The sequence below is a fragment of the Lysinibacillus sp. FSL W8-0992 genome (genome assembly GCF_038008685.1).
In the GTDB taxonomy this organism is placed as follows: Bacteria; Bacillota; Bacilli; order Bacillales_A; family Planococcaceae; genus Lysinibacillus.
Genome location: NZ_JBBOZQ010000001.1, coordinates 3,172,582 through 3,195,891 on the forward strand (window position 1 = coordinate 3,172,582; position 23,310 = coordinate 3,195,891).

Annotated in this window: 24 protein-coding genes and 1 pseudogene; 17 read left to right on the forward strand and 8 right to left on the reverse strand. The window is 34.5% G+C overall.

Annotated elements, in window-relative coordinates; genetic code table 11:
• Positions 1-183 precede the first annotated feature (183 nt).
• Both NSQ74_RS15990 and NSQ74_RS15995 read left to right on the forward strand, forming a co-directional pair.
• Positions 184-846: a TetR/AcrR family transcriptional regulator gene (locus tag NSQ74_RS15990; protein ID WP_340824608.1), complete on the forward strand. Its 663-nt coding sequence runs from the start codon at positions 184-186 to the stop codon at positions 844-846.
• A gap of 13 nt (positions 847-859) precedes the next feature.
• Positions 860-1,633 (forward strand): CPBP family intramembrane glutamic endopeptidase, encoded by a 774-nt coding sequence (locus NSQ74_RS15995; protein ID WP_340824610.1) that lies wholly within the window; start codon positions 860-862, stop codon positions 1,631-1,633.
• Between the two features lie 73 nt (positions 1,634-1,706).
• On the opposite strand, the gene NSQ74_RS16000 is transcribed toward NSQ74_RS15995, so the two are convergent.
• The 3 genes from NSQ74_RS16000 to NSQ74_RS16010 all read right to left on the reverse strand — a co-directional run bounded on the left by NSQ74_RS16000 (position 1,707) and on the right by NSQ74_RS16010 (position 4,793).
• Positions 1,707-1,970 carry a hypothetical protein gene (locus NSQ74_RS16000; RefSeq protein WP_340824612.1) on the reverse strand — a complete coding sequence of 88 codons (264 nt, stop codon included), beginning with the start codon at positions 1,968-1,970 and terminating at the stop codon, positions 1,707-1,709.
• Positions 1,971-2,048: 78 nt separating this feature from the next.
• The gene (locus NSQ74_RS16005; RefSeq protein ID WP_340824614.1) at positions 2,049-3,497 is read right to left on the reverse strand and encodes a DUF4127 family protein; all 1,449 of its coding nucleotides are present in this window, start codon (positions 3,495-3,497) and stop codon (positions 2,049-2,051) included.
• 78 nt (positions 3,498-3,575) lie between these two features.
• Positions 3,576-4,793 carry a polysaccharide deacetylase family protein gene (locus tag NSQ74_RS16010; protein ID WP_340824616.1) on the reverse strand — a complete coding sequence of 406 codons (1,218 nt, stop codon included), beginning with the start codon at positions 4,791-4,793 and terminating at the stop codon, positions 3,576-3,578.
• A 666-nt stretch (positions 4,794-5,459) separates the two neighbouring features.
• On the opposite strand from NSQ74_RS16010, the gene NSQ74_RS16015 reads away from it, so the two are divergent.
• The 5 genes and pseudogenes from NSQ74_RS16015 (at position 5,460) to NSQ74_RS16035 (ending at position 10,375) form a co-directional block, all read left to right on the forward strand.
• Positions 5,460-7,439 (forward strand): Na+/H+ antiporter, encoded by a 1,980-nt coding sequence (locus tag NSQ74_RS16015; RefSeq protein ID WP_340824618.1) that lies wholly within the window; start codon positions 5,460-5,462, stop codon positions 7,437-7,439.
• Between the two features lie 270 nt (positions 7,440-7,709).
• On the forward strand, positions 7,710-8,858 hold the full coding sequence (locus NSQ74_RS16020; protein ID WP_340824619.1) for an MFS transporter: 1,149 nt from the start codon (positions 7,710-7,712) through the stop codon (positions 8,856-8,858).
• Positions 8,859-9,155: 297 nt separating this feature from the next.
• Positions 9,156-9,290: pseudogene (locus NSQ74_RS16025) on the forward strand (glycosyl transferase family 2); the annotation flags it as partial.
• A gap of 140 nt (positions 9,291-9,430) precedes the next feature.
• A complete protein-coding gene (locus tag NSQ74_RS16030; RefSeq protein ID WP_340824621.1) occupies positions 9,431-9,928 on the forward strand; it encodes a DinB family protein in 498 nt (165 codons plus the stop codon).
• 237 nt (positions 9,929-10,165) lie between these two features.
• Complete coding sequence (locus NSQ74_RS16035; RefSeq protein WP_340824623.1) at positions 10,166-10,375, forward strand: hypothetical protein; 210 nt, start codon at positions 10,166-10,168, stop codon at positions 10,373-10,375.
• Between the two features lie 434 nt (positions 10,376-10,809).
• On the opposite strand, the gene NSQ74_RS16040 is transcribed toward NSQ74_RS16035, so the two are convergent.
• Positions 10,810-11,040 (reverse strand): gamma-type small acid-soluble spore protein, encoded by a 231-nt coding sequence (locus NSQ74_RS16040; protein WP_340824624.1) that lies wholly within the window; start codon positions 11,038-11,040, stop codon positions 10,810-10,812.
• Between the two features lie 313 nt (positions 11,041-11,353).
• On the opposite strand from NSQ74_RS16040, the gene adhP reads away from it, so the two are divergent.
• From adhP to NSQ74_RS16055, 3 genes are all read left to right on the forward strand, one after another.
• The gene (gene adhP / locus NSQ74_RS16045; protein WP_340824626.1) at positions 11,354-12,370 is read left to right on the forward strand and encodes an alcohol dehydrogenase AdhP; all 1,017 of its coding nucleotides are present in this window, start codon (positions 11,354-11,356) and stop codon (positions 12,368-12,370) included.
• Between the two features lie 373 nt (positions 12,371-12,743).
• Entirely contained in the window at positions 12,744-13,064 is a 321-nt protein-coding gene (locus NSQ74_RS16050; protein WP_340824627.1) for a PadR family transcriptional regulator, read from the forward strand.
• Positions 13,057-14,256, forward strand: coding sequence for a DUF2812 domain-containing protein (locus NSQ74_RS16055; protein WP_340824629.1), 1,200 nt, complete (start codon positions 13,057-13,059; stop codon positions 14,254-14,256). The genes NSQ74_RS16050 and NSQ74_RS16055 overlap by 8 nt, the downstream gene beginning before the upstream one ends.
• A 344-nt stretch (positions 14,257-14,600) precedes the next feature.
• Here the strand turns inward: NSQ74_RS16055 and NSQ74_RS16060 are convergent, their stop codons facing one another.
• The gene (locus tag NSQ74_RS16060; protein ID WP_340824630.1) at positions 14,601-14,936 is read right to left on the reverse strand and encodes a winged helix-turn-helix transcriptional regulator; all 336 of its coding nucleotides are present in this window, start codon (positions 14,934-14,936) and stop codon (positions 14,601-14,603) included.
• Positions 14,937-15,106: 170 nt separating this feature from the next.
• Here NSQ74_RS16060 and NSQ74_RS16065 point away from each other — a divergent pair, with 170 nt between their 5' ends.
• From NSQ74_RS16065 to NSQ74_RS16085, 5 genes are all read left to right on the forward strand, one after another.
• Entirely contained in the window at positions 15,107-15,730 is a 624-nt protein-coding gene (locus NSQ74_RS16065) for a flavin reductase family protein (RefSeq protein ID WP_340824632.1), read from the forward strand.
• Positions 15,731-15,773: 43 nt separating this feature from the next.
• On the forward strand, positions 15,774-16,196 hold the full coding sequence (locus NSQ74_RS16070; protein WP_340824634.1) for a hypothetical protein: 423 nt from the start codon (positions 15,774-15,776) through the stop codon (positions 16,194-16,196).
• Between the two features lie 214 nt (positions 16,197-16,410).
• On the forward strand, positions 16,411-16,737 hold the full coding sequence (locus NSQ74_RS16075) for an ArsR/SmtB family transcription factor (protein ID WP_340824636.1): 327 nt from the start codon (positions 16,411-16,413) through the stop codon (positions 16,735-16,737).
• Positions 16,730-17,788 (forward strand): ACR3 family arsenite efflux transporter, encoded by a 1,059-nt coding sequence (gene arsB / locus NSQ74_RS16080; protein WP_340824638.1) that lies wholly within the window; start codon positions 16,730-16,732, stop codon positions 17,786-17,788. Before NSQ74_RS16075 ends, arsB begins: the two co-directional genes overlap by 8 nt.
• Positions 17,789-17,880: 92 nt before the next feature.
• Positions 17,881-19,236 carry an FAD-dependent oxidoreductase gene (locus tag NSQ74_RS16085; RefSeq protein ID WP_340824640.1) on the forward strand — a complete coding sequence of 452 codons (1,356 nt, stop codon included), beginning with the start codon at positions 17,881-17,883 and terminating at the stop codon, positions 19,234-19,236.
• A gap of 430 nt (positions 19,237-19,666) precedes the next feature.
• On the opposite strand, the gene NSQ74_RS16090 is transcribed toward NSQ74_RS16085, so the two are convergent.
• The 3 genes from NSQ74_RS16090 to NSQ74_RS16100 form a co-directional block, all read right to left on the reverse strand.
• Entirely contained in the window at positions 19,667-20,128 is a 462-nt protein-coding gene (locus tag NSQ74_RS16090; RefSeq protein ID WP_340824642.1) for a DUF6241 domain-containing protein, read from the reverse strand.
• Positions 20,129-20,244: 116 nt separating this feature from the next.
• Entirely contained in the window at positions 20,245-20,601 is a 357-nt protein-coding gene (locus NSQ74_RS16095) for a hypothetical protein (RefSeq protein ID WP_340824644.1), read from the reverse strand.
• 35 nt (positions 20,602-20,636) lie between these two features.
• Positions 20,637-21,002 (reverse strand): hypothetical protein, encoded by a 366-nt coding sequence (locus NSQ74_RS16100; RefSeq protein ID WP_340824646.1) that lies wholly within the window; start codon positions 21,000-21,002, stop codon positions 20,637-20,639.
• A 384-nt stretch (positions 21,003-21,386) separates the two neighbouring features.
• Here NSQ74_RS16100 and NSQ74_RS16105 point away from each other — a divergent pair, with 384 nt between their 5' ends.
• Together NSQ74_RS16105 and NSQ74_RS16110 are read left to right on the forward strand one after the other, a co-directional pair.
• On the forward strand, positions 21,387-21,905 hold the full coding sequence (locus NSQ74_RS16105) for a sigma-70 family RNA polymerase sigma factor (protein WP_340824647.1): 519 nt from the start codon (positions 21,387-21,389) through the stop codon (positions 21,903-21,905).
• Positions 21,902-22,915, forward strand: coding sequence for a DUF4179 domain-containing protein (locus tag NSQ74_RS16110; RefSeq protein WP_340824648.1), 1,014 nt, complete (start codon positions 21,902-21,904; stop codon positions 22,913-22,915). Before NSQ74_RS16105 ends, NSQ74_RS16110 begins: the two co-directional genes overlap by 4 nt.
• Positions 22,916-23,310 lie beyond the last annotated feature (395 nt).

A 23,310-nucleotide genomic window follows, 5' to 3' on the forward strand; every position in this document is an offset into this window, starting at 1 on the left:
CATTTATATATTTATTTCTGATCTCTAAGCTTTTAAGCGAAGAGATTTTCTCTATATCAACCATCGTGAGAATAGTTGTTGTTAAAAAAATACAATATTGTAATTTAACTATTGACGATAAGTAATTCGAGACATACAATAAAAATGACATCAGTGTCATTTTTATTGTTGGAGGAGGTAACTATGCCAAAGGTAAGTGCCGATTATGTTATAAGAAAGAAAAATGCCATATTAGAAGCAGCTTTATCGGTGTGTAAAGTGAAGCCACTATATGAAGTTACGATGAGGGATATTATAAAAGCATCCGGGGTAAGCCAAGGAGGAATTTATCGCTATTATTCAGATTTAGATGAAATACTTGTCGAAATAATTAATCAAGCGAATGCAAATGCCGACTATAAGAAAAATGTAGATGTCATTATTGAAAATAGTGGTGCACCTAAAGAGACGTTAGAAAAGCTGTTTACTTTTCTCGGTAAGTACATTCAAGAAAACTTATCAACGGTAGGCAAAATTCATTTTGAACTTACAATCTTGCTTGCCAACAATCCTGAGAGACAAATGAAGATTTTACCTAACATTACCGAAAATGAAAGTGGACAATACTTAGTCGAACGAATATTTAATACAATTCATGAGGGTATTACTTTAGGAGACTTTCATCCTGCTGTACCACTAGAAGATTTATTAATATTTATAATGACATCTATTGATGGAATTGTTAGAGATGTCGTTTTACAAAAATGTTACCATATGTTCCAACATGAAGAACAAGCACTTTTTGATGAGATTCGACTAATGAATACTTTATGCAAGTCTGTACAATCATTATTAGGTTGTAAATGAGGGGGGAGTATACATGGGAAAAGCGATAGGAAGGTTTCTATTCTATACATTTTCTTTGTCATGGATTCCTTGGGGTAGTTTAGCATTTTTAACACAATTCAATCTGCTTAAGTTTGGAACAACATTATCAATAATATTATTTATTCTTGGTGGTATAGCACCTGGTATTAGTGAGATTTGGCTAAAAAAGAAGTATAGTTCAAAAGAAGACTTTAAGCTGTTTATTAGCAATATAAAAAATCCTAGACATCCTTTAGCCTGGTACCTTTTTACGGTTGGTCTGGCGTTTGTAGCTTGTTTTTTGCCAACGCTTTGGGGTGGAGCGACTATGGAGAAACCTCTTTATCTAGCATTTATTTACTTGCCAATGATGATTATTGGTGGGGGGTTGGAAGAGATCGGCTGGCGGGGCTATTTACAGCCTGCATTGCAGAAAAGATGGTCATCTTTCACTAGCACTCTCATGGTGGGAGGGATATGGGCAATATGGCATCTGCCATTATGGTTTATAGTTGGTTCAAATCAAACGAGCATGAATTTTCTTTGGTTTACACTTATTGCTTTGGCATTATCATTTTTAATGACAGTCATTTATCAATACACGAAAAGTATTTTTCTCTGTATTATATTTCATGCTTTGATTAATTCATTTTGGGAAGTGTATATTCCAAAATCAAATGTTTCGTCCGGGTTACTTACGCTTGTCTTTGCACTAATTATTTTTATTGCATTTGAAGTCTATCAAAAGAAGAATATAGCAAAACGTCATCATTTTCTTCATGGATAACAATCCATGAAGAAAATGATTTTATTTTAAAAGAGCGTTACTACACAACAATGTAGTAACGCTCTGATTGTATTTAATCGTATAAATTAGATGCTCCAGTGTCTATTTGGGCTTCAAAGTAACGGTTCCAAGGAAGACTTACATCTGAATCAGTTAATGTAGGAGCAGAATTAAAGAATACTAGACCTAAGCTTCTAGGCCCATTCATTTTTTCGATAACACGTCTGCCAGAAAAAGATTTAACAACCTCATTTTGTGCAGCTTGCATTTGAGTTAGCAGGTAATTATCAATAGCTTTTATTTGAGAAGATGACATTGTACTAGATTGTTCAGGCACACCACTTTTCATATTCCAAACATTACCTTTGTACGTATTAACAATTTCTTTTTTAACATTTTCTTGTCGATTCGCCTTTTAACCATAATCTTCGATAATTCGATCAATTGACAAAGAAGCAAAAGCTTTTGAAGCATCTCTCAGTTTAGTAGGATCTGTTTCATATTTCATAAAATTCATCCTTGAGCCTGCAGTACCTAAAGCAATACCCATACGATTTCCTAATGTATTCCAGGCAGAATACGCAAGCATACGAGAGGCATTTGTTCCCGCTAATATGTTGCTCATTATATAACTATCAGCATGATCACTATAAAAATCCAACACAACTGTAGGTATACTGTTTACCATATTGCTTTCAAAAGCAGAAACTAACGCACCGCGATAAATTGATGCAGGACTTAAAACTAGAAGACTGACATCAGCTGAATTTTTATCGGTTACATAAGTACCACCGCTAATTTCAATTTGTTTCTTTAAAGTAGCGTGTACATTTTCATAACCGTATTCATCCTTAATGACGGTTGTTTTGCCGTCTGTTCCAAAATATTCAACATAGTATTTTAAAGATGGCTGATTGTAAAGCTCTTTCGTCATACGAGCTAATAAGTTTAGAGAAATACCGTCAATATCAGATACAATTCTTGATTTAGCAATCCCTAAGACGTTATTTTGTTGCCATGTAAGCCAATTAATCTCATTAGTTTGAATTGTATTTTCCAATGGATTTGAATCATCTACACCGAAAACGGCATAATCAATTTTTCCAGCAGATGTTTTGTCAACGACTACTTTGTTTAAATCGAACTTTCTCGCTCTAGCTGCATAATATTTAGATTTTGTTGCTTCAGAAAGATTAGTAAATTGAATTTTTCCACCACCAGCTGGGTTATCTTTAACATAAGCAATATCATAGTTAGCTTTAACATTGGCGTGGCTTGAAGAATTAAGATTGCGAGGAATTTTCCCAAGTATACGTAAATTGTCATAATCTTTCTGTGTCAAACCCTCGTATTCTAGCGTGGACGCAAAACGCATTACAGAATCAAAAACATAAATAGGCTTGTTAGGGAAAGCTTTATCAATTTCATCAATAATATTTAAATTAGAAGTCCCTTGAGCAGTTGAGTACGCTGGTGAAAAGCTTCTAGATTCAACTAAACCACCAGAATGAATCATGTCAGCCGAAAAGATAAATCCGTCTGCTAAATGGTCATTATCTTTAATCCATTGAATAACAGCAGAAGCATCACCGCCATGTGACCCTGTACCTGTATAGTCTTCTTGTAAATTAGTAGCAATAATGTTTTTAGGTGGCATGATTAATTTAATACCAGCCGCGGCTGCTGCCTTTTTAACGGTATCTGTGTTCATAGGTCTGTCGTCCAAAGGCACAAGCATAACTGTTTTGTTTGGATTAGCTATTTCTGGAATAGCTGCTTCAGCCTTTGAGAAAGGAAGACTGGACAATATGAGTCCTGCTGCTAAAACGGAAACCATAATCTTTTTCATTTTATTTTTTTTCAAAATCAACTCTCCTTAGTTATTTTATTATAGAAACAAAGGACTGATATAAACCAATCCCTAGTTTTATAATCCAGTAGTTTAATATGAATATTGATCAATTTCAGCTAGTAAAGATGAGCCTGATTGCCCTTCATTAGCTGTGATTCGGTCGAGTTGGTGTCTAGGAGAATCTTTAAAGGCTACGCCAAATTTAACGGTAGGTGCTAAATCAAACCCTACTTCTAAAGCTACTTTCTCAACAGTTGCATTAGTCTGACCGTATGGATAAGCAAGTGTTTGCGTATTTCCAATCCCTATGTTGTTTTTAATAGCATTATAGGAGGCTTGTAAATCTGCTTTAATACGAGCTTCATATTGTGTTTGTGTTTCATTGTAGTACGGTGCTGAAAGTAAACTTTGACTAGCGGGACCAGTAACTCCATCATGCTTTTTGTGAAGATCATGTGTATGGCTTTGGATATCAATTAGACCAGAATTTTTCATCATTTGAGCTTGATTCCAATCAAAATGCTTTAAAGAACCAGGAGTTTGTCCCATTTGACTTGAAACGACAAACATTGTTGCTTTCATCCCATACTGTTGAAGTATTGGGAAAGCTTCTGTGTAGTTATTTTCATAGCCATCATCAAATGTAATAATAATTGGCTTATCAACCCCTGAAGGTAAATTGCCAGTAGTTTTATATGTTAAATACTCATCAAACGAAATACCATCAAACCCTGCATTTTTTAAGGCAGCAATTTGCTCTGCAAATTGTGAAGTCGGCATCTCTGCTCCAGAACCAGTTCCAGTAGGTGCAGTTGAACTAATGCTGTGATACATAATAATCGGAAATTTAAAAGTATCATGCACAATACCTACAACATAGTTAGGTGAACCATCCCAATTCACTTCTGTATTATTAAAACCTTGAGAGAACGTTCTAGTTGGAACCATTGTTCTGCCACCTTTTATATAAGGGGCTTGTGGCAGTGTAAATGGAACACCATTTTTGTAAGCTGTTTTACTTCCAACAATTACTTTAATAACTGTTCCATCATTATCTGTAATTGTACTTTCCTTCGTTGTCCCGTTATATACAACTGTTGCCCCCATAGAGGGGATAATTTGCGAAATTGGAACCATAGTTGTTCCATTTAAAAGCTCTGGTGCAGAATCGGATGTAAAAGTAATTTGTTTACCATTAACATAAACATCTGGAGAAGAAGCAGTTCCTGCAAAAGCTTTTTCTGTAGATCCTAAAACACCAAAACTAATCGCTAAAGCAAGAGAAGAAGAAAAGATTTTTTTACTCATTCCTCTAATCCCTTTTTGAAAATCATTAGTTTTCAAAAGATTTTTCGGCATTATTTGTAGTACACTCCTTTTTATCCATAATTTCCTATCTCGCTGGCATATACCCGTTAAAGGTGAAAGCCAAACCGAAATCCTTTTTCTTCACTCCTATTACACCCAAGAAAGGGGGTTATTAGTACTACTGTTAATAAGAACTATATTAATATTATTATATTATAATTTATATTTCACTATTTTTTTGTTACTTATAGAAATTACCTCATTTTAAATAAACTACCATTTTTCCTTTATATAGTTGTATTCAGTAATTTCGAATGCAACTAATAAATTGTCGTCTAATGAAATGAGCAGGGATTAATCGCTAAATATTTGCATATCAAAATTGTACATAAGTCCAAACCTCTTCAAAGCTGAAGTTCAGTTTATTGCAAAAAAACCGCTTCCCTTTAAGGAAACGGCTTTATCGATGCCTATAAACGCTTTGTGATTGGAAAAATGAGTGTATATTACAGTCATTTAACAAAAGCTAATTGTTGAAAAAGCATTTACTGCAGTAGAGAAGAACAAATTTGGGTAGTTTATAAGTGAAGGGGAAATTAATCCATTCTAATTTGCTTGGATTTGAAAAATTATAATACAGAATGCTTTACAAAAAGGGGACCGTAAATGGAAATTTTAATCTCAATATTATTTCTACTCGTTTTATTATTAGTTACAAATGTGCTCGCACATTATATTCCTTTCATTCCAATTGCTCTTATTCAAATAGCAGTTGGCATTGTCGTTGCTTTAGTAACAAAAGATTTCACCTTTGAGATTGAATCAGAATGGTTTTTACTATTGTTTATTGCTCCGTTACTTTATTATGATGGGGCACATTTTCCTCGTGAACAATTATGGAAAATGAGGTTACCTATTTTAGGTAACGCAATTGTTTTAGTATTATTAACTACTATTGTTGGTGGTTTATTTGTGCACTGGATGATTCCTTCAATACCATTAGCTGCTGCATTTGCTTTAATGGCTATTTTATCGCCAACTGACCCAGTCGCGGTCAATGGTATCGCCAAAAGAGTCCACATTCCAGACCATATAATGAATTTGGTTCGTGGCGAATCTTTAATTAACGATGCATCGGGGTTAATTGCGTTTAAATATGCTGTTGCAGCAATTGTAACAGGGTATTTTTCAATGAAATCAGCAACAATTGACTTTATGTATATGTTCTTTGTAGGCGCACTTATTGGGATATTCGGTGCATTATTTCTGTTTTGGATCCGCCTTCAATTACGGCGAATAGGAATTGTAGATGTAACATTTTACGTACTGCTACAAGTACTAGCACCCTTTATTTTATTTTTTCTATCCGAAGAAGTATTTCACGCATCGGGTGTTATAGCTGTCGTTGCAGGGGGAATTATTGCAACCATTATTAAAGAAAAAGCAGTAAGTATTATTGCACAGGAACATTTAGTAACACAGCATTTTTGGTCAATGTTGACATTTACATTAAATGGAATTATTTTTATTTTACTAGGATTGATGCTACCTACTGCAACAAAACTTATACTTGTCAGTGAAGAAATTAACAATAGTGTACTCATTTTATATGTATTGGTTATTGGTTTTCTGGTGTTAGGTATCCGCTTTATTTGGACGATGTTTTTCGATCTACTGGATAAAAAACTATTTAAAAGTGAAGATACTTTAACATTTAAAGATCATATCGTGACAACACTTGTTGGGGTTCGAGGAACAATCACGATGGTAGGGATTTTATCGATACCGTTACTAACCAATCAAGGGGAACTATTTCCTGAGCGGCAATTACTTCTCTTCTTAGCAGCAGGTGTCATTTTATTTACCTTGGTAATGGCTACTTTATTTTTACCTTTTTTAAACAAACAGGAAGCATCACAACAATCCAATTTAATGAATGAAAAACGAAAGATGATTGAACATGCAATTCAAAGTATTCAACTTGAAACAGATGAGGAAAATGCTCCAGTTGCTTTAAGTTTAATAAATCAATATAACGCCATGCTATTAAATATTGAGCTAGAACAGTCTGAGGCAGTACTTCAAACTTACAAGCAAAAAATACTAGAAGCTAGGAAAGTTGGGATGGAATTAGAAATATTTTATACACATCAATATATGACTGAGCACGGATTTAATCAAACAATCCAACATGAAATAAACTATATTCTTAAAGAAAGAAAAGATATGTTGAATAACCGTTCATTTACTTTATTAAAACGTCGCTTGCGTAATTTTTCACATGAACGCAAGTTGAGCAAACTACCTATCGATATTGTAGAACAAATAAATAATGTAAAAAAAGATTTAACGGATTATGTATCATCTTCAATTGTAAGGCATGTGCAAGAAACGAATGAACATGCTTTAGATATTGCGCAAAAAGTGGCGATGTACTATCGTCACCCTCAATATGCTACTAATAAATTGGATTCTTCCAAACAGGAGGAACTAAAAGAATACTTAGCTTTAATAGCAATTGAAACACAACGCAGCCTTATAAATGAATGGTATCAAGCTGGAAATATTAATAATGAAGTGGCAAAAGAATTAAGAAGATTTGTCATTAATCTAGAAAGTGTTATTTTACTTGAAGAAGAAGAGTAGAACGTGAATGCATAGGTTCATTCTTCTTCGGAATAAATAGTTGTATTCAAGTTACAACACCAGCTATTATCAAAATCAAAAAACTGTGAAAGTGAAAATTTTTGCTTGTAAAGTGAAATGATTGATTATATTATTTATATTAAATAATTGCATAAGGCGACATGACTATGGACGTCATGTTAGCGAATTAACAAAGAAAATGTTTAAATGCAGCGCCTCCTAGCATCTTAGGAGCGCTGCATTTTTTTTATTTTATTTAGGAGTGAGAAGATGGATAAAAGAATTTACCTACTTGCGATTATTACTTTTATAGTAGGTCTAGTTGAATTAGTTATTGGAGGATTGCTTCCACTTATAGCTGAAGATTTGAATATTTCATATGGCCAAGTAGGATTGTTAATCTCAATGTTTTCGTTAAGTTTTGCAATATCAGGACCCATTTTATTGTCTTTAACCTCAAAGATGGAGCGCAAAAGGTTATTTCTAATTGTCTTGTTCATTTTCTTTGTGACGAATATGATAATTGTGTTGAGTGATTTATATGTTTTCCTTATGGCAGCAAGAATTTTATCTGCTATGTGTGCGTCGCTCCTTGTTTCGTTGTGCATCACAATCGCTTCTCAAATAAGCGATGATTCGCATACGGCAAGAGCAATTGGCCTTGTATTAATGGGGGTTAGTGCATCTCTCGTTTTTGGAGTACCGTTTAGTTTATGGTTGGGAAGCGAATTAGGTTGGAGAGCACCATTTTTATTTATTGCCATTTTGACATTGTTGCTTATGTTAATAGTATTTTTCGCATTGGGAAAAATTGAGCCAAATAAGAAATTGCCTTTGAAAGCACAAGTAAAAGCGATAAAGGATAGAAAAATTTTACTTATTCATTCAATCTCTATCGTGTTTTTCACAGGTCACATGACTCTATATGCTTATTTAACACCATTTCTACAGTCAACACTAAATCTATCAGAGAAATCTCTTAGCCTTATGTATTTAATCATTGGTTTATTCTCGATATTCGGGAGTTTATTAGGTGGTTATTTTACAGATCGTATTAGTGCAAAACGGACTATTATTTCAGTATTGTCCTTATTTACAATAACTATTATTGCGATACCACTACTGAAATTTTCCGTTGTTCTATTCATTGGGGCAATATTATTATGGAGTTTACTAAGTTGGTCACTGCAACCTGCTATTCAAAGCTATATCGTTTCTTCTGCATCTTCTACATCCGATATCCATCAAAGCTTAAATAATTCTGGTGCTCATATTGGGATGGCTATAGGCTCCACAATCGGGGGAACTATTATAGACTCATATTATGTTGAATTAAATGCAATAATCGGTGGTACAATTACTTGCATCGCAATAGTCATCTCTATAATAACCTTTAAAATGCAAAGAAAATTAGGGTAATTGGAGTAGGTTAATCAAAAATACTATATACAGTCAATTTTTTGTACAATACTGGCAAGAAAAAAAGAATGCAATCATAAATAAGTTAAAATAAAACTAGTTCCCTAAAAATGGAGGCTAGTTTTATTTTTTATGGAATAAGCTAATTGTGCACTTTAGTTCAAGCAGACATTTTCACTTTTACAATTGAATATATTTTGAATTAGAAAGCTAATATTTAATTGTGGGGGAGATTGTATAAACACTTCAGAAGCTAAGAATAAAGAGGATTTAAAAATTTCCATCGTCATACCCGCCCTAACTTCCAGCAGAAAGTTTGATAAACATAGCGACTGGGTTTTACTTAGACGTCCGAAAATGATTCTAGCCTATCTTAAAGGAACAGACCAAAAACATGCGGATGAAGCATATTATGAAAATCAAGACAGATAAAAGGGAACAGCTTGTATAAAATCTATATAAATAAATTGGCACGTTAATCGAAGAAGGATTAACGCTTTTTTTGTTGAAGTTATCAAAAGAAATAAGTCTGGCAGATTGTTATACCTAACGATAAAGGAGGAGAGGAATAAATGGTTAAACATTTATTTATCGGCGACATAACACAAGAACTAACTTCTACGCGTCGCATTTTGGAACGCTTGCCCGAGGAGCATATGTCATGGCGGCCACACGAAAAATCGATGACGCTCGGCGGGCTAGCCACACACCTGATCAACCTATTAAATTGGCAAATTGCAATATTTCAGTACCAGGACTTTGATCTTGCTACAGTACCGCTACGGCGAGAGGCTTTAGAAAAACGCTCTGACATTCTGGATGAGTTTGATATGAACGTCGGCAAGCTTGAAAAGTTAATGTCCGAATGCGACGAAAAAACGCTTGGCGAAGAGTGGACACTGCGCCATGGAGATTATATCATCCAACGTGAGCCAAGAGCGATTGCGTTCCGGACCTTTGGTATAAGCCATATGGTCCACCATCGTGCGCAGCTTGGGGTATACTTACGCCTACTCGATATTCCGGTGCCAGGTTTCTACGGCCCTTCAGCAGACGAGGAAGCCCAATGAACTTGTAGAATAGCTATTCAATAAAAGGTAGTCAAAAATAAAAATAAATACACCCCCTTACTTGATGTAGTAAGGGGGTTAATAGCGTTGAATTTAGTATAATTAGATACCTTTCATCTGTTTTATTGTGTGTCAGCTCATGTTATAATGAGGAGCTTAAGATAATTAAGACTTTTTTATTTGAACGGATGCCAAAAGAAGCCTCCGCAGAACGATAAAGTATGGAGGTGTATGAGAATGAATAAACGTTGGACGATTGGTGAAATTAAAAAATTTGTTGAAAACAATTCGGAAAGTAAGTTGCTAACGACGGAGTATCTCGGATTTTCTCAAAAGTTACTATTCAAATGTGCATGTGGTAATAACTTTGAAAAAACATTTGCGAAATTTAAAAATAAAAACCAAACAAAATGTGAAGAATGCCAACCTATAAAAGAATCACGCTAAACGTAGTGCAGATTTTTATTTTAAAATAATTGGCGTTATTTATATTAGTTTGATTTAAATCACCTTATTCCTATAGTTACTTTATAGATAAGGTGATTTTTTGGATATTTATTACTGAGTAGATTTTGATAATATTTGTGAAGAAGTCATTCCTTATTAAACTAATGAGTTGAGTTAGTTCAATAATAAGAATTAACTTACCGGGTTGTTAACTTATCAGGCAATGAGGAAGCATCAAAACATGTAAAATTGGATTTACCAGAAACAGACGTATGTAGTATTAATCTTGTCAATCAAATACATGTTGTTAAAAAAGGACTGTTAGTGCATGCTAACAGTCCTTTTAACTTAGCCTTTAGTTCAAAAGCTTTGAATAACCGAAGAAATAATTCAAAAAAACCGGCAAAATAATTGCCGGTTTTAGGAGCTTAAACTTATTTTGAATTATTTTCGTTTGCATAACGACCAGAAGCATATTTTTTGTTCGTTTCTGCTTGTTGATTTTGTTGTTTCACATGATTTACATCCGTTTCAGTCCCAAATTCCACATCCATTGATTTCATCGAGTTCGTTGAACCAGAAGCATATTTTTTCTTCGCTTCTGCTTGTTGATTTTGTTGTTTTACATGATTTACATCTGTCTTATATTGATTATTGTTAGCCATTGAAAATCACCTCCTGCAACTAGTCTGTACAGAAGATGATTTAGTATCCTTAATTTATTTTAGAAAAGATTAACAAATCTCATTCAGGAAAAGTAACTTTGATAACTAAACGACGACCATCTAGATATAAGATATTTCACTTTATATAAAAATATAGCAATTTTTTGGGAAACTTGACTTATTTTTTATGAATTTATCTAAATATATTGTATTCATTTTAAATCTTTTTTAAAATGGAAGCGAATTCACATTTAAGTGCATGCACATTTGTTAATTAACATGAATTTCTTACTTTTAAGGAGGCATATTAATTATGAAAGCAGCAGTCGTAACAAAAGAAAAAAGTGTAAGTGTGGAAGAGAAACAACTTAGACCATTAAAACATGGTGAAGCATTAGTGCAAACAGAATTTTGTGGTGTATGTCATACAGATTTACACGTAAAAAATGCTGATTTTGGTGATGTAACAGGAATCGTTCTAGGACACGAAGGTATTGGTAAAGTTATTGAAGTAGCTGAAGGCGTTACTTCTCTAAAAGTTGGTGACCGTGTATCAATCGCTTGGATGTATGAAAGCTGCGGACACTGTGAATACTGCACGACAGGTCGCGAAACACTATGTCGTGACGTAAAAAATGCAGGTTACACAGTAGATGGCGCTATGGCTGAGCAAGTTATCGTATCAGCTGATTATGCTGTAAAAGTCCCTGATAATTTAGATCCAGCAGCCGCTTCTTCTGTAACTTGTGCAGGCGTTACAACTTACAAAGCTGTGAAAGTATCAAATATCCGTCCTGGGCAATGGATCGGGGTATTTGGTATTGGCGGTCTAGGTAACTTAGCTGTCCAATACGCTAAAAATGTTTACGGTGCAAAAGTAGTTGCATTCGATATAAATGATGATAAGTTAGCGTTTGCTAAAGAAGTAGGTGCAGACGTTGTCGTAAACTTATTAAATGAAGACCCAATTGCAAAAGCGAAAGAGCTGACAAATGGTAGAGGTTTAGATGCTTCAGTAATTACAGCTGTAGCTAAAACGCCATTCAACCAAGCGATTGATGTTGTAAAAGCTGGCGCACGCGTTGTCGCTGTTGGTTTACCTGTAGATACTATGGATTTGAATATTCCACGTTTAGTTCTAGACGGTATTCAAGTAATTGGCACATTAGTTGGAACACGCCAAGACTTACAAGAAGCATTCCAATTTGCAGCAGAAGGTAAAGTAGTACCGAAAGTAACATTACGTAAAATCGAAGAAATTAATGAAATTATGGAAGAAATGGAACAAGGTAAAATTACAGGCCGTATGGTTATTGACTTTACAAAATAAATGAATTGTTCATTGCAAGACAAGTGTAAATTAAATTTACACTTGTCTTTTTATTGTTATGGATATTTTATGTAAGGTAAGTAAGCTTGTAATCAGATAACACTACACGCCAAATAATGTCGTTTACTTAAAATATATACCTTTGTCATATAAAAATCGTGATACTAATATTTTATGTTTAGTTGAAATCGAGAAAAATACATTAAACTGTTAGTTCTTTATCAAATTATCTAACATGTAATTTTTTCACGACAATTTACCACGTAAAAACTATTTATATTTATTTACATTAGATATACCATTAAGTACTATTATGTTATACGATATATCGTATAACATAATAGTTTATAGAATGAAAGAAGGTTTGTAACCGATGGCATATAATGGGGGACCGATGACAGAAGCAATGTATTATGTATTACTAGCGTTAAAGCGTCCTAACCACGGGTATCAGCTAATGCATTCCATTACAGAAGTTTCGAATGGCCGATTAAAAATGGGACCAGGGACACTTTACGGTGTACTCTCCCGAATGCAAAAAGACGGTCTTATTTCATTAGCGGAAGATGATGGCAGAAGGAAGACCTATCAAATTACAACAGAAGGAGAGCAAGCGCTGCGTTTCGAGTACAGTCGATTAAAAGCGTTGATAAAAGATAGCACCATTTTAGAGGAAGGTGATGAGCATGAATAAAATCGTCCGTAAACTTCGACCTAGTGATTATTGGCGCATCGGTGAACATGAATCTTGGTTTTCAGACATGGCAGCAATGGGGTTCCATCTAAAAAAGATGGGGTTACATTTCGCCCATTTTGTTAAAGGTGAACCGAAAAAAATGAGGTTCAGAATAGATGTATCCATAAATAAGAAGATTACGCCAGAACAAATACAGATGTATGAGGAAAGTGGATGGGATTATGTAACAAGCTATAATTTTTTTCACGTATATTCTTCACCCGTTGAACTCAATGCACCAGAACTACATACAGATCCCGCTGAGCAATCGTACACATTAAAGGAACTGGATAAGAAATTAGCGATGAATGCATGTATAGCTACTGGTGCCATGATCTTAATGATCGGTATGTTGTGTGCTATTTGGTTTCTTGATGGAACGCCTACGCTCATTTTGGTTCAAGGATTGGCTATTCAACAAACTATTGTAACCGCCTTTATCGGATATACGACCTATAATGCGCTACAAGCAGCTTTTTCCATTCGTGCTTTGCGAAAAAATCTTATCGAAGGAAAACCGATTGATCATCATGCCCCTTGGAAAAAGCACTACCGATTAAATTCAACTTTAGCTTTCCTCATTACAGTAGTTATTGGATTGAGTGCAATACTTCCATTGTTACAGCTTGTAAAAGGGGAGACGAAAACATTGCCCAAAGAAAATGTAGATTTACCCATTGTCAGATTAGCAGATATCGAGAAAAATCCTGCATTAATTCGAGGAGAAACTTCATATATGAGAGATGGTGTTGATTGGGAAAACCGATATACATATAATTGGGGTCCATTAGCACCGGTGCAATATGATACAGATGAAAGTGGGATCGTTCCCGGAGAAATGTGGGAAGACGGGAGTGGTGAATATTCACCAAGTATTCATACGAAGGTTTATCAGTTGAGCATATCGGCTCTAACGGATAATCTGATCGCTGATTTAATAAAAAGATATAGGTATGGGGATAGTCATGAGAATTTTGTTGAAATAAATCATCCACAATTGGATCTATTGATTGTTCATGAGGAAGGGGCTTCAAAAGAAGTGTTTGCTTCTAATGGTAAAGCCGTTATATATGTTCGTTACTATGGATATGCAGAAATAAATTCAATAATAGAAAATCTAATAGAGAAGATTCATTTAATATCAGAATAAAAATTAATTCGACCTGTAGTAGACAGATTCAAACTCAATCTGGTCATAGCTCTAGCAATAGCAAATGCGGTTCTAAAGTAACGTCAAACAAGTTAGTTTGATGAAATCTTCAAAAAGGCTTAGCAGATTTTTCTAAGCCTTTTATTACTCTCTAGCTTCATTTCCATATTCTCAAGCATTTCATACATGGACAACATCCTCAATCGGCAAGTTCGCTTACATTCGCACTGGTTAGTACTAACTCAGTATAGATCGCCTCTAGCTTGGCAAGATCAAATAAGGAATAGCCCAATTCAGCACTCTTTGTTTGTCCGCAATCTTGAATTAAATCCACATAGCACTTTTCATATTTGATTTGCCACGCCCCATTTGCACATTTCCTCTAATATTGGCATTAAACTCTTTCCTTTTGGCGTTAAGGAGTATTCTACTTTTGGAGGAATTTGCGGGTATTCCTCTCTGTAAACAATTCCAGAATCCTCTAGTTCTCTTAACTGAGAACTCAACATTTTGTGAGTGATAGCTGGAATTTTCCGCTTTAACTCTCCATAACGTAAAATCGTATCGGAGGATAATTCATACATGATTTTCATTTTCCATTTGCCACCGATTAACGATAATGTGAAGTCAAAAGGTTTTTGTTTGTTGTGTCTCGTGAAATTATTACTTAATTCTGGCAAAAACATTACTCTCCTTTAAGTAAGTACCTAACAAAAAAGTGCATACTAGTTTTATTTGTATTCGAGTATATAATTTAAGATGGAATTATGAGTAGTTTTGAAGTCTATAATAATTCTATTATAGAATCGACATATTACTCAATCAAATATAGTTGAAGGTGGATGAATAGATGTCTAAAGAACAGAAACTTATATTTAATACAAATGATTTGAGCGAGGATGAGATGTATAAATTGTTAATTGGCTCTGTTATACCAAGACCGATTGCATGGGTTTCATCCAAAAGTAAGGATGGTATTTTAAATTTAGCACCTTTCAGCTTTTTTACAGTTGCTTCTCGAAATCCACCAACACTTTTAATTTCAATAGGACCAGGTGTAAATGAACGAGAGGGAAGCATTAAGGATACATTAACGAACATTCGTGATGTAAAGGAATATATAATTAATATGGTACCTGAGCAGCTTGGGGAAGCGATGTATCGTTCATCCGCTAGTGTAGAGCCAGAGAAAAATGAATTTGAGCTTGCTGGTGTAACTGTCCAGAATGGTAAAGTGTTGAATGTACCGGCCGTGCTAGAAGCCCCAATCTCGATAGAACTTAAGTTAGCCCAAATTATTCCTGTCGGTGGCGATTATTTAGTGCTTGGAAAAGTTGAATGTGTCCAAATAGACGAAGCAATCTATGCAGGAAACTATAAAATAGCTATCGATAAGTGGAAGCCGCTTGCTAGTTTGGCAGGAGACTTTGCCGGACTGATGCCTTCATTTTCATATGGACAAAACTTTCGGTAATGCTTTTTTCGCTAATATCTATTAGAAAGAAGGAGTTTTGAAAATGAGTATGGTAACTTATATTGGGTTAAACTTTCCAGTAAAACTTTATGAGTTTTATAAAGAGGATGAAGTTGAAATTAATTATGTTTTCTCAGACGAAGAACATCGGAATGTAGTTAAGCAGAAGCATTTTTCTACGCCCTATATTTATGAAGTTTTTGAAAAAAGCAAACCTATTTGGCAAATAAATGAATATCAAAAGATTCATTCAACACATAACTATGAAAAATCAAAAAAGACTTTTCAACATTTATGTCTTTTCCTAAAAGAGTTGCTTCCACAAGGTGATTATTGTGAAATCTATATTTGTTGGTTGGGCGAAGAAGGTGCAGAGCGTGAGGATTATTTAAAAATTGATTTAAACAATCTACAAATTGAAACAATAGAGATTTTAGAAAAATGCTTCATTAGAATAGAAAACTAACAACTTTAAAAAAATTGCCACTACTTTTTCAAACTTATTAAACTAAAGGCGTTCTCAAAAGAAATTTTCAAATTGAGTAAATATCTATTGCAAATCAAAACATTAAATCATAATATAAGTATATAGTTATATACGGATAAATCACCTTTTTTTAACGAGGTGATTTTATTTAAACTAATATATAAGCAAATGTTTATGTAAGGGGTGTAGATAAATGGAAAACACACTAATTGAAAAACAATTAAAAGCAGCAGCTGATTTGAACCGTATTAAATTACTTGCATGTATGAAAAATGGGGAGGTATGTGTATGTGATTTTGTGGATGTTTTAGGTATATCACAGCCAGCAGTTAGTCAGCATTTACGCAAATTAAAGGAGGCAGGCATTATTACGGAACGAAAAGTAGGGACTTGGAAACATTACCGTTTAGTAGAGGAACAAACGCCACTAATGAAGGGCATTTTAGAACAAATTCAGCCTTTAAACGGCTGCAACTGTAGCACAGATTGTAGCCATGTAGGGGGAACTGATAATGAGTAATGAATCTTTAACCAAACAGCTTTCTTTTCTAGATCGTTACCTTACCCTTTGGATATTTGTTGCGATGGGTATTGGTGTTTTATTGAGTATTACGATGCCCAATATTGGTGAAGCACTAGAGTCCATGTCAATCGGTACAACATCGGTACCCATTGCTATAGGGTTAATTGTCATGATGTATCCGCCTTTAGCGAAAGTTAAGTATGAAGAAATGTGGCGAGTATTTAAGGATTGGAAGGTGCTTTTACTATCACTTTTTCAAAACTGGTTGCTCGGACCTTTCTTAATGTTCTTTTTAGCCATTATCTTTCTTCATGATTATCCAGAATATATGGCTGGACTCATTATGATTGGTTTAGCTCGTTGTATTGCCATGGTCATTGTATGGAATGATTTAGCACGTGGAGACCGTGAATATGTAGCTGGTCTAGTTGCCTTTAACTCTATCTTTCAAATATTGACATATTCAATATTTGCTTACTTTTTCTTAAATGTATTACCTGGTTGGTTTGGTTTAGAAAATTTCCATGTCTCCATTTCCATGTGGGAGATTACAAAGAGCGTACTTATTTATTTAGGCATTCCATTTGCAGCAGGGTTCCTCTCTCGTTGGATAGGGATTAAAACGAAAGGGAAACAGTGGTATGAAGAAAAGTTCTTACCGAAGATTTCACCACTGACTTTAATTGCACTGCTGTTCACGATAGTGATGATGTTTGCCCTAAAGGGTGAGCAATTAGTCGAATTGCCACTTGATGTAGTTCGTATCGCAATTCCGTTATTTATATACTTTATTGTGATGTTTGCTGTTTCATTTTTCTCTTCACGTAAAGCTGGCGCATCTTATCCTGTTACAGCAGCTTTGTCTTTTACAGCCGCTAGTAACAATTTTGAGTTAGCTATCGCCGTAGCAGTTGGCGTGTTTGGCCTTCATAGTGGGGTGGCATTCGCTGCTGTTATTGGTCCACTTGTAGAAGTACCTGTTCTTATAGGACTTGTTTGGGTTGCCTTACATTGGCAACAAAAATACTTTAAAACTAATAAATTATAAGGAGCAATCCTTATAAACTTTTAAATAAATGTATAGCTATGCTATTTATATAAGGAAATGCTTATATAATAATGAAAGAGGAGAAGTTAATTATGAAATCACTAAAAGTAATCAAACAAAGTGGATCTTGTTGTACGCCTGCTACCGATATGGAGGTACAAAAGGGCATAAATAAATCCAATAATATTTTACCCATTGTAATAATTGGCGCTGGCCCAATTGGTTTAGCTACAGCAGCTCATCTAGTAGAACAAAAGCAATCATTTATTTTATTAGAGGCAGGACAGGAAATAGCACATAATATTCGTAGTTGGGGGCATGTTACGTTATTTTCTCCATGGCGATATAACATCAATAAAGCTGCAAAAGCTTTATTAGAGCATTCTGATTGGGTACAACCTAATTTAGATAAGTTACCTACGGGACATGAATTAATTGATCTGTATTTAAAACCTTTGGCAGAGTTAGGACAAATTAAGCCGAATATTCAATTAAACGCAAAAGTAATAGGGATTTCACGACAATTTAATGACAAGATGAAGACAAAAGACCGAGTAAATCAATCCTTTAATGTTTATGTTGAAAAAGAGGACGACATCAAGGTCATAGAGGCGAGAGCTGTCATAGATGCGACAGGTACTTGGGGCAATCCAAACCCAGCAAATTCTACAGGAATATGGCTACAAAATGAAAAAGCATTAGCAAATCACATTGAGTATAGTATTCCAGATATAAATTCGAATTGTAAGAGATATGCCAATAAGAAGATTGCTGTTATTGGCGGTGGTCATTCAGCGATCAATACGTTATTGTCACTTGCAGAATTACAAAAAGAAAATCCTTCAACAAAGTTAGTATGGATTTTGCGAAAAAATTCTGTAGAAGACGCTTATGGTGGCGAAGAGAAAGATGCATTAGCAGCACGAGGCGCACTCGGTTTCCGTATTCATGAATTAGTAGATACAGGTAAAGTTGAGGTAGTAATACCTTTCTATATTTCTCAGGTTAAAAAAGAAGAAAAAATTAATATTATTGGTACTTTAAAAGGTAAACAGAACGTATTAACAGGATTCGATGAGCTTATTGTCAATGCAGGTAATCGTCCTAATTTTTCAATAAACAGTGAACTGCGCCTATCTATTGATTCAGCCACTGAAAGTGTGCAAGCATTAGCACCACTAATTGACCCTAATGAGCATAGTTGTGGAACAGTAAGAGCACATGGAGAAGAAATACTAAGACAACCAGAAAAAGGCTTCTATATTGTCGGTGCAAAAAGCTATGGCCGCGCACCAACATTTTTAATGGCAACAGGCTATGAACAAGTCCGTTCAATAACATCTTACTTATCTGGCGATGAGGAAGCATCTAAACGTGTGGAATTGGATCTTCCGGAAACAGGCGTATGTAGTATTAATCTTGCCAATCAATCAAATACATGTTGTTAATGAATCGACTGTTAGCAAAAGCTCACAGTGCTTTTTAGAACAACAAGAGGGAAATGTGATGGTAGGGGATGAAAGACATCATGCAATAATAGAGGGGTAGATTAGATTGCCTTCACCAGTCCCTACACGCGCTGTTGGATCTATTTATTTGTTTGCACACTATCGCTGTTGGATAATTTAATAAGGATTAAATACAGGAGATTGTTAAATGAGTTTTTGTTCATTGTAATGAATAGGGGATAACATAGGGGGCACATTCTTAACGAGATAGGTATGTACAATTCATCCACTAATATAGTGAAAAAAAGACTGAAGTCAAAGTCAAATATCTTTGGTTTTGACTTCAGTCTACAATTTGAATTATGCAGGCTATTATATGTAATATTTAGTGACCGAAGCAGTAGTAAATTGTTGTAGTGTAGCTTGTCATTCATCTATCAAAGAGCGAATGTAGTAGTTTATTATCATCTTCAACTGTTGAAAAATCATTTTCTTTCCAACGTTTTAATATATCTATATATGTTTCACTATGAAAAAAGACGGCTTTCTCTTCTTCAGCTATCTGTATTAAATTATCAATTCTTTGCGCTGTTATCTCTATTGAACCTTCATTTGCATGTGTATCGAGCTTTTGGTACGTCATCTTTAGCATCACTTCTTGTACTAGACGCTCATTAAACGTTTTATCTCCACTTTTCCAATCATCAAGCATTGCGGCATGAACACCATCTACCCAAGATAAATCTCGAGTCTTTGATGTAATAGATTCTTCTCTATTATCTTCGGCAATGTCTGAATCTTTCTCTTTATCATTTTTATTAATAACCCAAAATACACTTACACTTAATACTACAACTACAAATAGAAGAATCCATTTATAGCTTTTTTTCAATTCTAATCACCTCTATGTACAAGTTTCTCATAACAATTATCCCAAATTTATTGTGGTCAAACAAGCGAAAAGTCTCCTACTTACGTAGGAGACGAAGGTGTTTTTATTTAGTTCTATTAACGCTCGAAAGCATTTGTCGATGCGATATCTATTAGGTATTTGTAGTTTGCATCGGCATATATTTTTGCTATAACTCGTACAAGTATACCTTTCTTATTACGATAAAGACGACCGTTCATGCCACTAATCCTCGAATCTTCCCAGAAGCCAGGACGATGGACAGCAACCTCAACCCAAGCCTGATACTGATTCGCTTCTTCTAAAATTAATTCAACATAACCTCGAATCATTACATCTTCTCCTGGCTGACCTCTTAGTGATACGGCAACGTAGTTTCCACTATTTCTTGCACAAACGAAAAGCTTTGCTCTTTTGCCCTGTGATGTGATTACGCTATTTTCATAACATACCAAAATATATCTCCTCCAAATGTAATATTTTTGTTGCTTTATTGACGAACGAAAGCATTAGTGGATGCTATACCAATTAGATATTTGTAATTTGCATCAGAATATATTTTTACAATAACTCGCACTATGCTCTTTCCAGGATAGTAAGGATGGAAAATCCTTGCGGTTTTGTCTTTAATAGTAGAATCTTTCCATAACCCTTCATTTTGGGAAGAAACCTCAACCCAAGCGTCATACTGATTCGCTTCTTCTAAAACTAATTGAACATAACCTCGAATCACTACATCTTCTCCTGGTTGACCTCTTAGTGATACGTCAACATTGATTCCATTGTTTCTTGCACAAACAAAAAGCTTTGCTCTTTTGCCCTGTGACGTGTTTACGCTATTTTCATAACATGTCATTATTTTGTCTCCTCCTAGATTGTTATATTGTGATTTGTAGTTCGAACTAACAATTTATAAAGGTACATTCGTTTAAAAAAAACAACTTATGAACCAAAAATTTTTTAGTAAAAGGAAATACCTTCAGTGTCGGACGATATAAAATATGGCAAGTTGAATTTTTTGAATTACAAAATTACGCTTAATAAGCGTAAACATAACGTTGGTTGCGCTTATTTATTATTGACAAACAATAAGTTTTCTGTGAAAGCATGATAAATTTGCAGTGCATCGCTTTTGGAGTACGACTAGTTAATTTAGAATTAAGAAAATATTCACATGCTATGCAACTAATTGCTATCTAAAATACTCTAACGATATGTAAAGGGAGAAGAGGTGTTAAAAATGGAATATGCATTACTAGTTACAAAAGCGCAAAAAGGAGATGGGGAGGCGTTTATTCAGTTAATAAAGCAATACGAAATGATTCTTTATCGTACGGCAAAGGCATTCGGTCTACAAGATGAAGATATAGCAGATTTATTGCAAGAGACCGTATTAACTGCATTTGAAAAAATAGCTACTTTAAAAGAGGCGCAATATTTTAATACATGGATTTGCCGCATCTTATTGAACAATTGTTATCGCTTTATGAAGCAGCATAAGCAGGTAATGTCACTTGATACAGAAACATTAAATGAATTGGCTCATCATGATTGTTTACCCATTGAGTTAGAAGATGCATTAAACAGCTTAGAAGCAAATTATCGTATTGCATTAACACTTTATTATGTTAACGGTTTAACAACTAAGGAAATTAGTGAATTACTACATGAACCAGAAGGTACAATTAAATCCAGAATTTCGAGGGCAAAACAGTTTTTAAAAAACGACTATTATTTAGAGGAGGCGCAATTGCTATGAAAAACAGTATCGAGGAACGCTTACAGCACGAATTGAATAAAGAGCAAGAGTTACCACAATCAGTGCGAATAGCTTTTGATCAATCCTATGAACAGATTCGTCAGCAATCAAAGAAAAAAACTAAAAATTCTTGGCTTAAACCTGTAACAGCCGCAGTAGCAACAATTGCACTAGCTACTGCTGTAATGTTTTCAAATGATAAAGTTCTAGCAAAATTACAATCCTTTTTCGGATTAAATGATCCTGGGATAGAGATAGCGAGTGATCATGGCGATGTGCAATATGTGGCACAATCACAGCAATCAGAAGATGTTACTATTACACTGGAGCATTTTTTTGCTGATGCATATCGATTAGCTATGCAGTTAAATATCAAATCGGATCATATACAAATGGACGACTTGTACGATATGAACATAGAATATCGCCTTTATAACGAACAAGGTGAAGAAATAGATGCTTTCGTATCCGATACGAAACCAAAAGTAGGGCCAGGAATTTTTAGTAGTGGCGAGTTTAAATTGAGTAATGTAAATAAACATGCTGCAACATTAGAAATGCTGATAGAGTCTAGTACAAAAGCTGTTCCTTCTTTAGATGGTGCGAAAATAGTCATTGAAACGGTCAATTTTTCAACCAAACAAGAGGGTATCATTTCAGTGGACGGAGAATGGGCATTTGATTTAAAGCCTGCGACAGTTGAATCTCAAGTCTTTGTTGCAGAAAATGAGGTGGCAGGTCTTGAGTTACAGCAAGCTACATTAACTAACGGTTCGTTGCATATATCCTTAAAAATCAGCCAAAATATTGAAGATGAAAATTACATTATGGATACAAAACTATTAACTGACAGTAAAGAAGCGTTCTATGCAAATGCTGCAAATGTTGAACGCACGAACGATTATACAATTATTAATTTAGTATTTCCTTATAGTATATGGAAAAAACAAAAAACTCTTTTGTTATCTGTAAATGGTTACGAAAAATTGAAATTAGTGGAGAAAGAATAAGCTAGTATTCAAATCCTTCATCAAGCCTTATAAATTTGGAAATGGATAAATGGTATCATACATCTGTCTATCAAATTATTTATAGTCAGTAGGGTTGCGAATCCTAACATTAAAGAGGTAATATTCACAAACAAAACATGCCCATAATCATAATTTAACGAACTTAATAGTCTCTCAGTAAATTTTACATTTGAATAGTAGCTTATTGTTATAAGTAAAAGGCTATTATTTCGCGCTGTGAGAGCGATTGAGATGGGTAAGAGTACGTAGAACTGAATCTCGATGCGTTTTATCGCGTTGTTATTATTGTTAAAATTAAGCATGAAATTAAAATTCTGCAAATAAACGCTGACATGAATCTACGGACAACCGAAAAGGCATTAAATTCTTGTCCA

Coding starts and splice junctions, on each gene's coding strand:
- NSQ74_RS16030 (WP_340824621.1), top strand. CDS start 9,431: ATGGTTAAACATTTATTTATCGGCGACATAACACAAGAACTAACTTCT.
- NSQ74_RS16070 (WP_340824634.1), top strand. CDS start 15,774: ATGAGTATGGTAACTTATATTGGGTTAAACTTTCCAGTAAAACTTTAT.
- NSQ74_RS16020 (WP_340824619.1), top strand. CDS start 7,710: ATGGATAAAAGAATTTACCTACTTGCGATTATTACTTTTATAGTAGGT.
- NSQ74_RS16055 (WP_340824629.1), top strand. CDS start 13,057: ATGAATAAAATCGTCCGTAAACTTCGACCTAGTGATTATTGGCGCATC.
- NSQ74_RS16040 (WP_340824624.1), bottom strand. CDS start 11,040: ATGGCTAACAATAATCAATATAAGACAGATGTAAATCATGTAAAACAA.
- NSQ74_RS16105 (WP_340824647.1), top strand. CDS start 21,387: ATGGAATATGCATTACTAGTTACAAAAGCGCAAAAAGGAGATGGGGAG.
- NSQ74_RS16110 (WP_340824648.1), top strand. CDS start 21,902: ATGAAAAACAGTATCGAGGAACGCTTACAGCACGAATTGAATAAAGAG.
- adhP (WP_340824626.1), top strand. CDS start 11,354: ATGAAAGCAGCAGTCGTAACAAAAGAAAAAAGTGTAAGTGTGGAAGAG.
- NSQ74_RS16010 (WP_340824616.1), bottom strand. CDS start 4,793: ATGAGTAAAAAAATCTTTTCTTCTTCTCTTGCTTTAGCGATTAGTTTT.
- NSQ74_RS16035 (WP_340824623.1), top strand. CDS start 10,166: ATGAATAAACGTTGGACGATTGGTGAAATTAAAAAATTTGTTGAAAAC.
- NSQ74_RS16050 (WP_340824627.1), top strand. CDS start 12,744: ATGGCATATAATGGGGGACCGATGACAGAAGCAATGTATTATGTATTA.
- NSQ74_RS16085 (WP_340824640.1), top strand. CDS start 17,881: ATGAAATCACTAAAAGTAATCAAACAAAGTGGATCTTGTTGTACGCCT.
- arsB (WP_340824638.1), top strand. CDS start 16,730: ATGAGTAATGAATCTTTAACCAAACAGCTTTCTTTTCTAGATCGTTAC.
- NSQ74_RS16015 (WP_340824618.1), top strand. CDS start 5,460: ATGGAAATTTTAATCTCAATATTATTTCTACTCGTTTTATTATTAGTT.
- NSQ74_RS16100 (WP_340824646.1), bottom strand. CDS start 21,002: ATGACATGTTATGAAAATAGCGTAAACACGTCACAGGGCAAAAGAGCA.
- NSQ74_RS16075 (WP_340824636.1), top strand. CDS start 16,411: ATGGAAAACACACTAATTGAAAAACAATTAAAAGCAGCAGCTGATTTG.
- NSQ74_RS16065 (WP_340824632.1), top strand. CDS start 15,107: ATGTCTAAAGAACAGAAACTTATATTTAATACAAATGATTTGAGCGAG.
- NSQ74_RS15995 (WP_340824610.1), top strand. CDS start 860: ATGGGAAAAGCGATAGGAAGGTTTCTATTCTATACATTTTCTTTGTCA.
- NSQ74_RS15990 (WP_340824608.1), top strand. CDS start 184: ATGCCAAAGGTAAGTGCCGATTATGTTATAAGAAAGAAAAATGCCATA.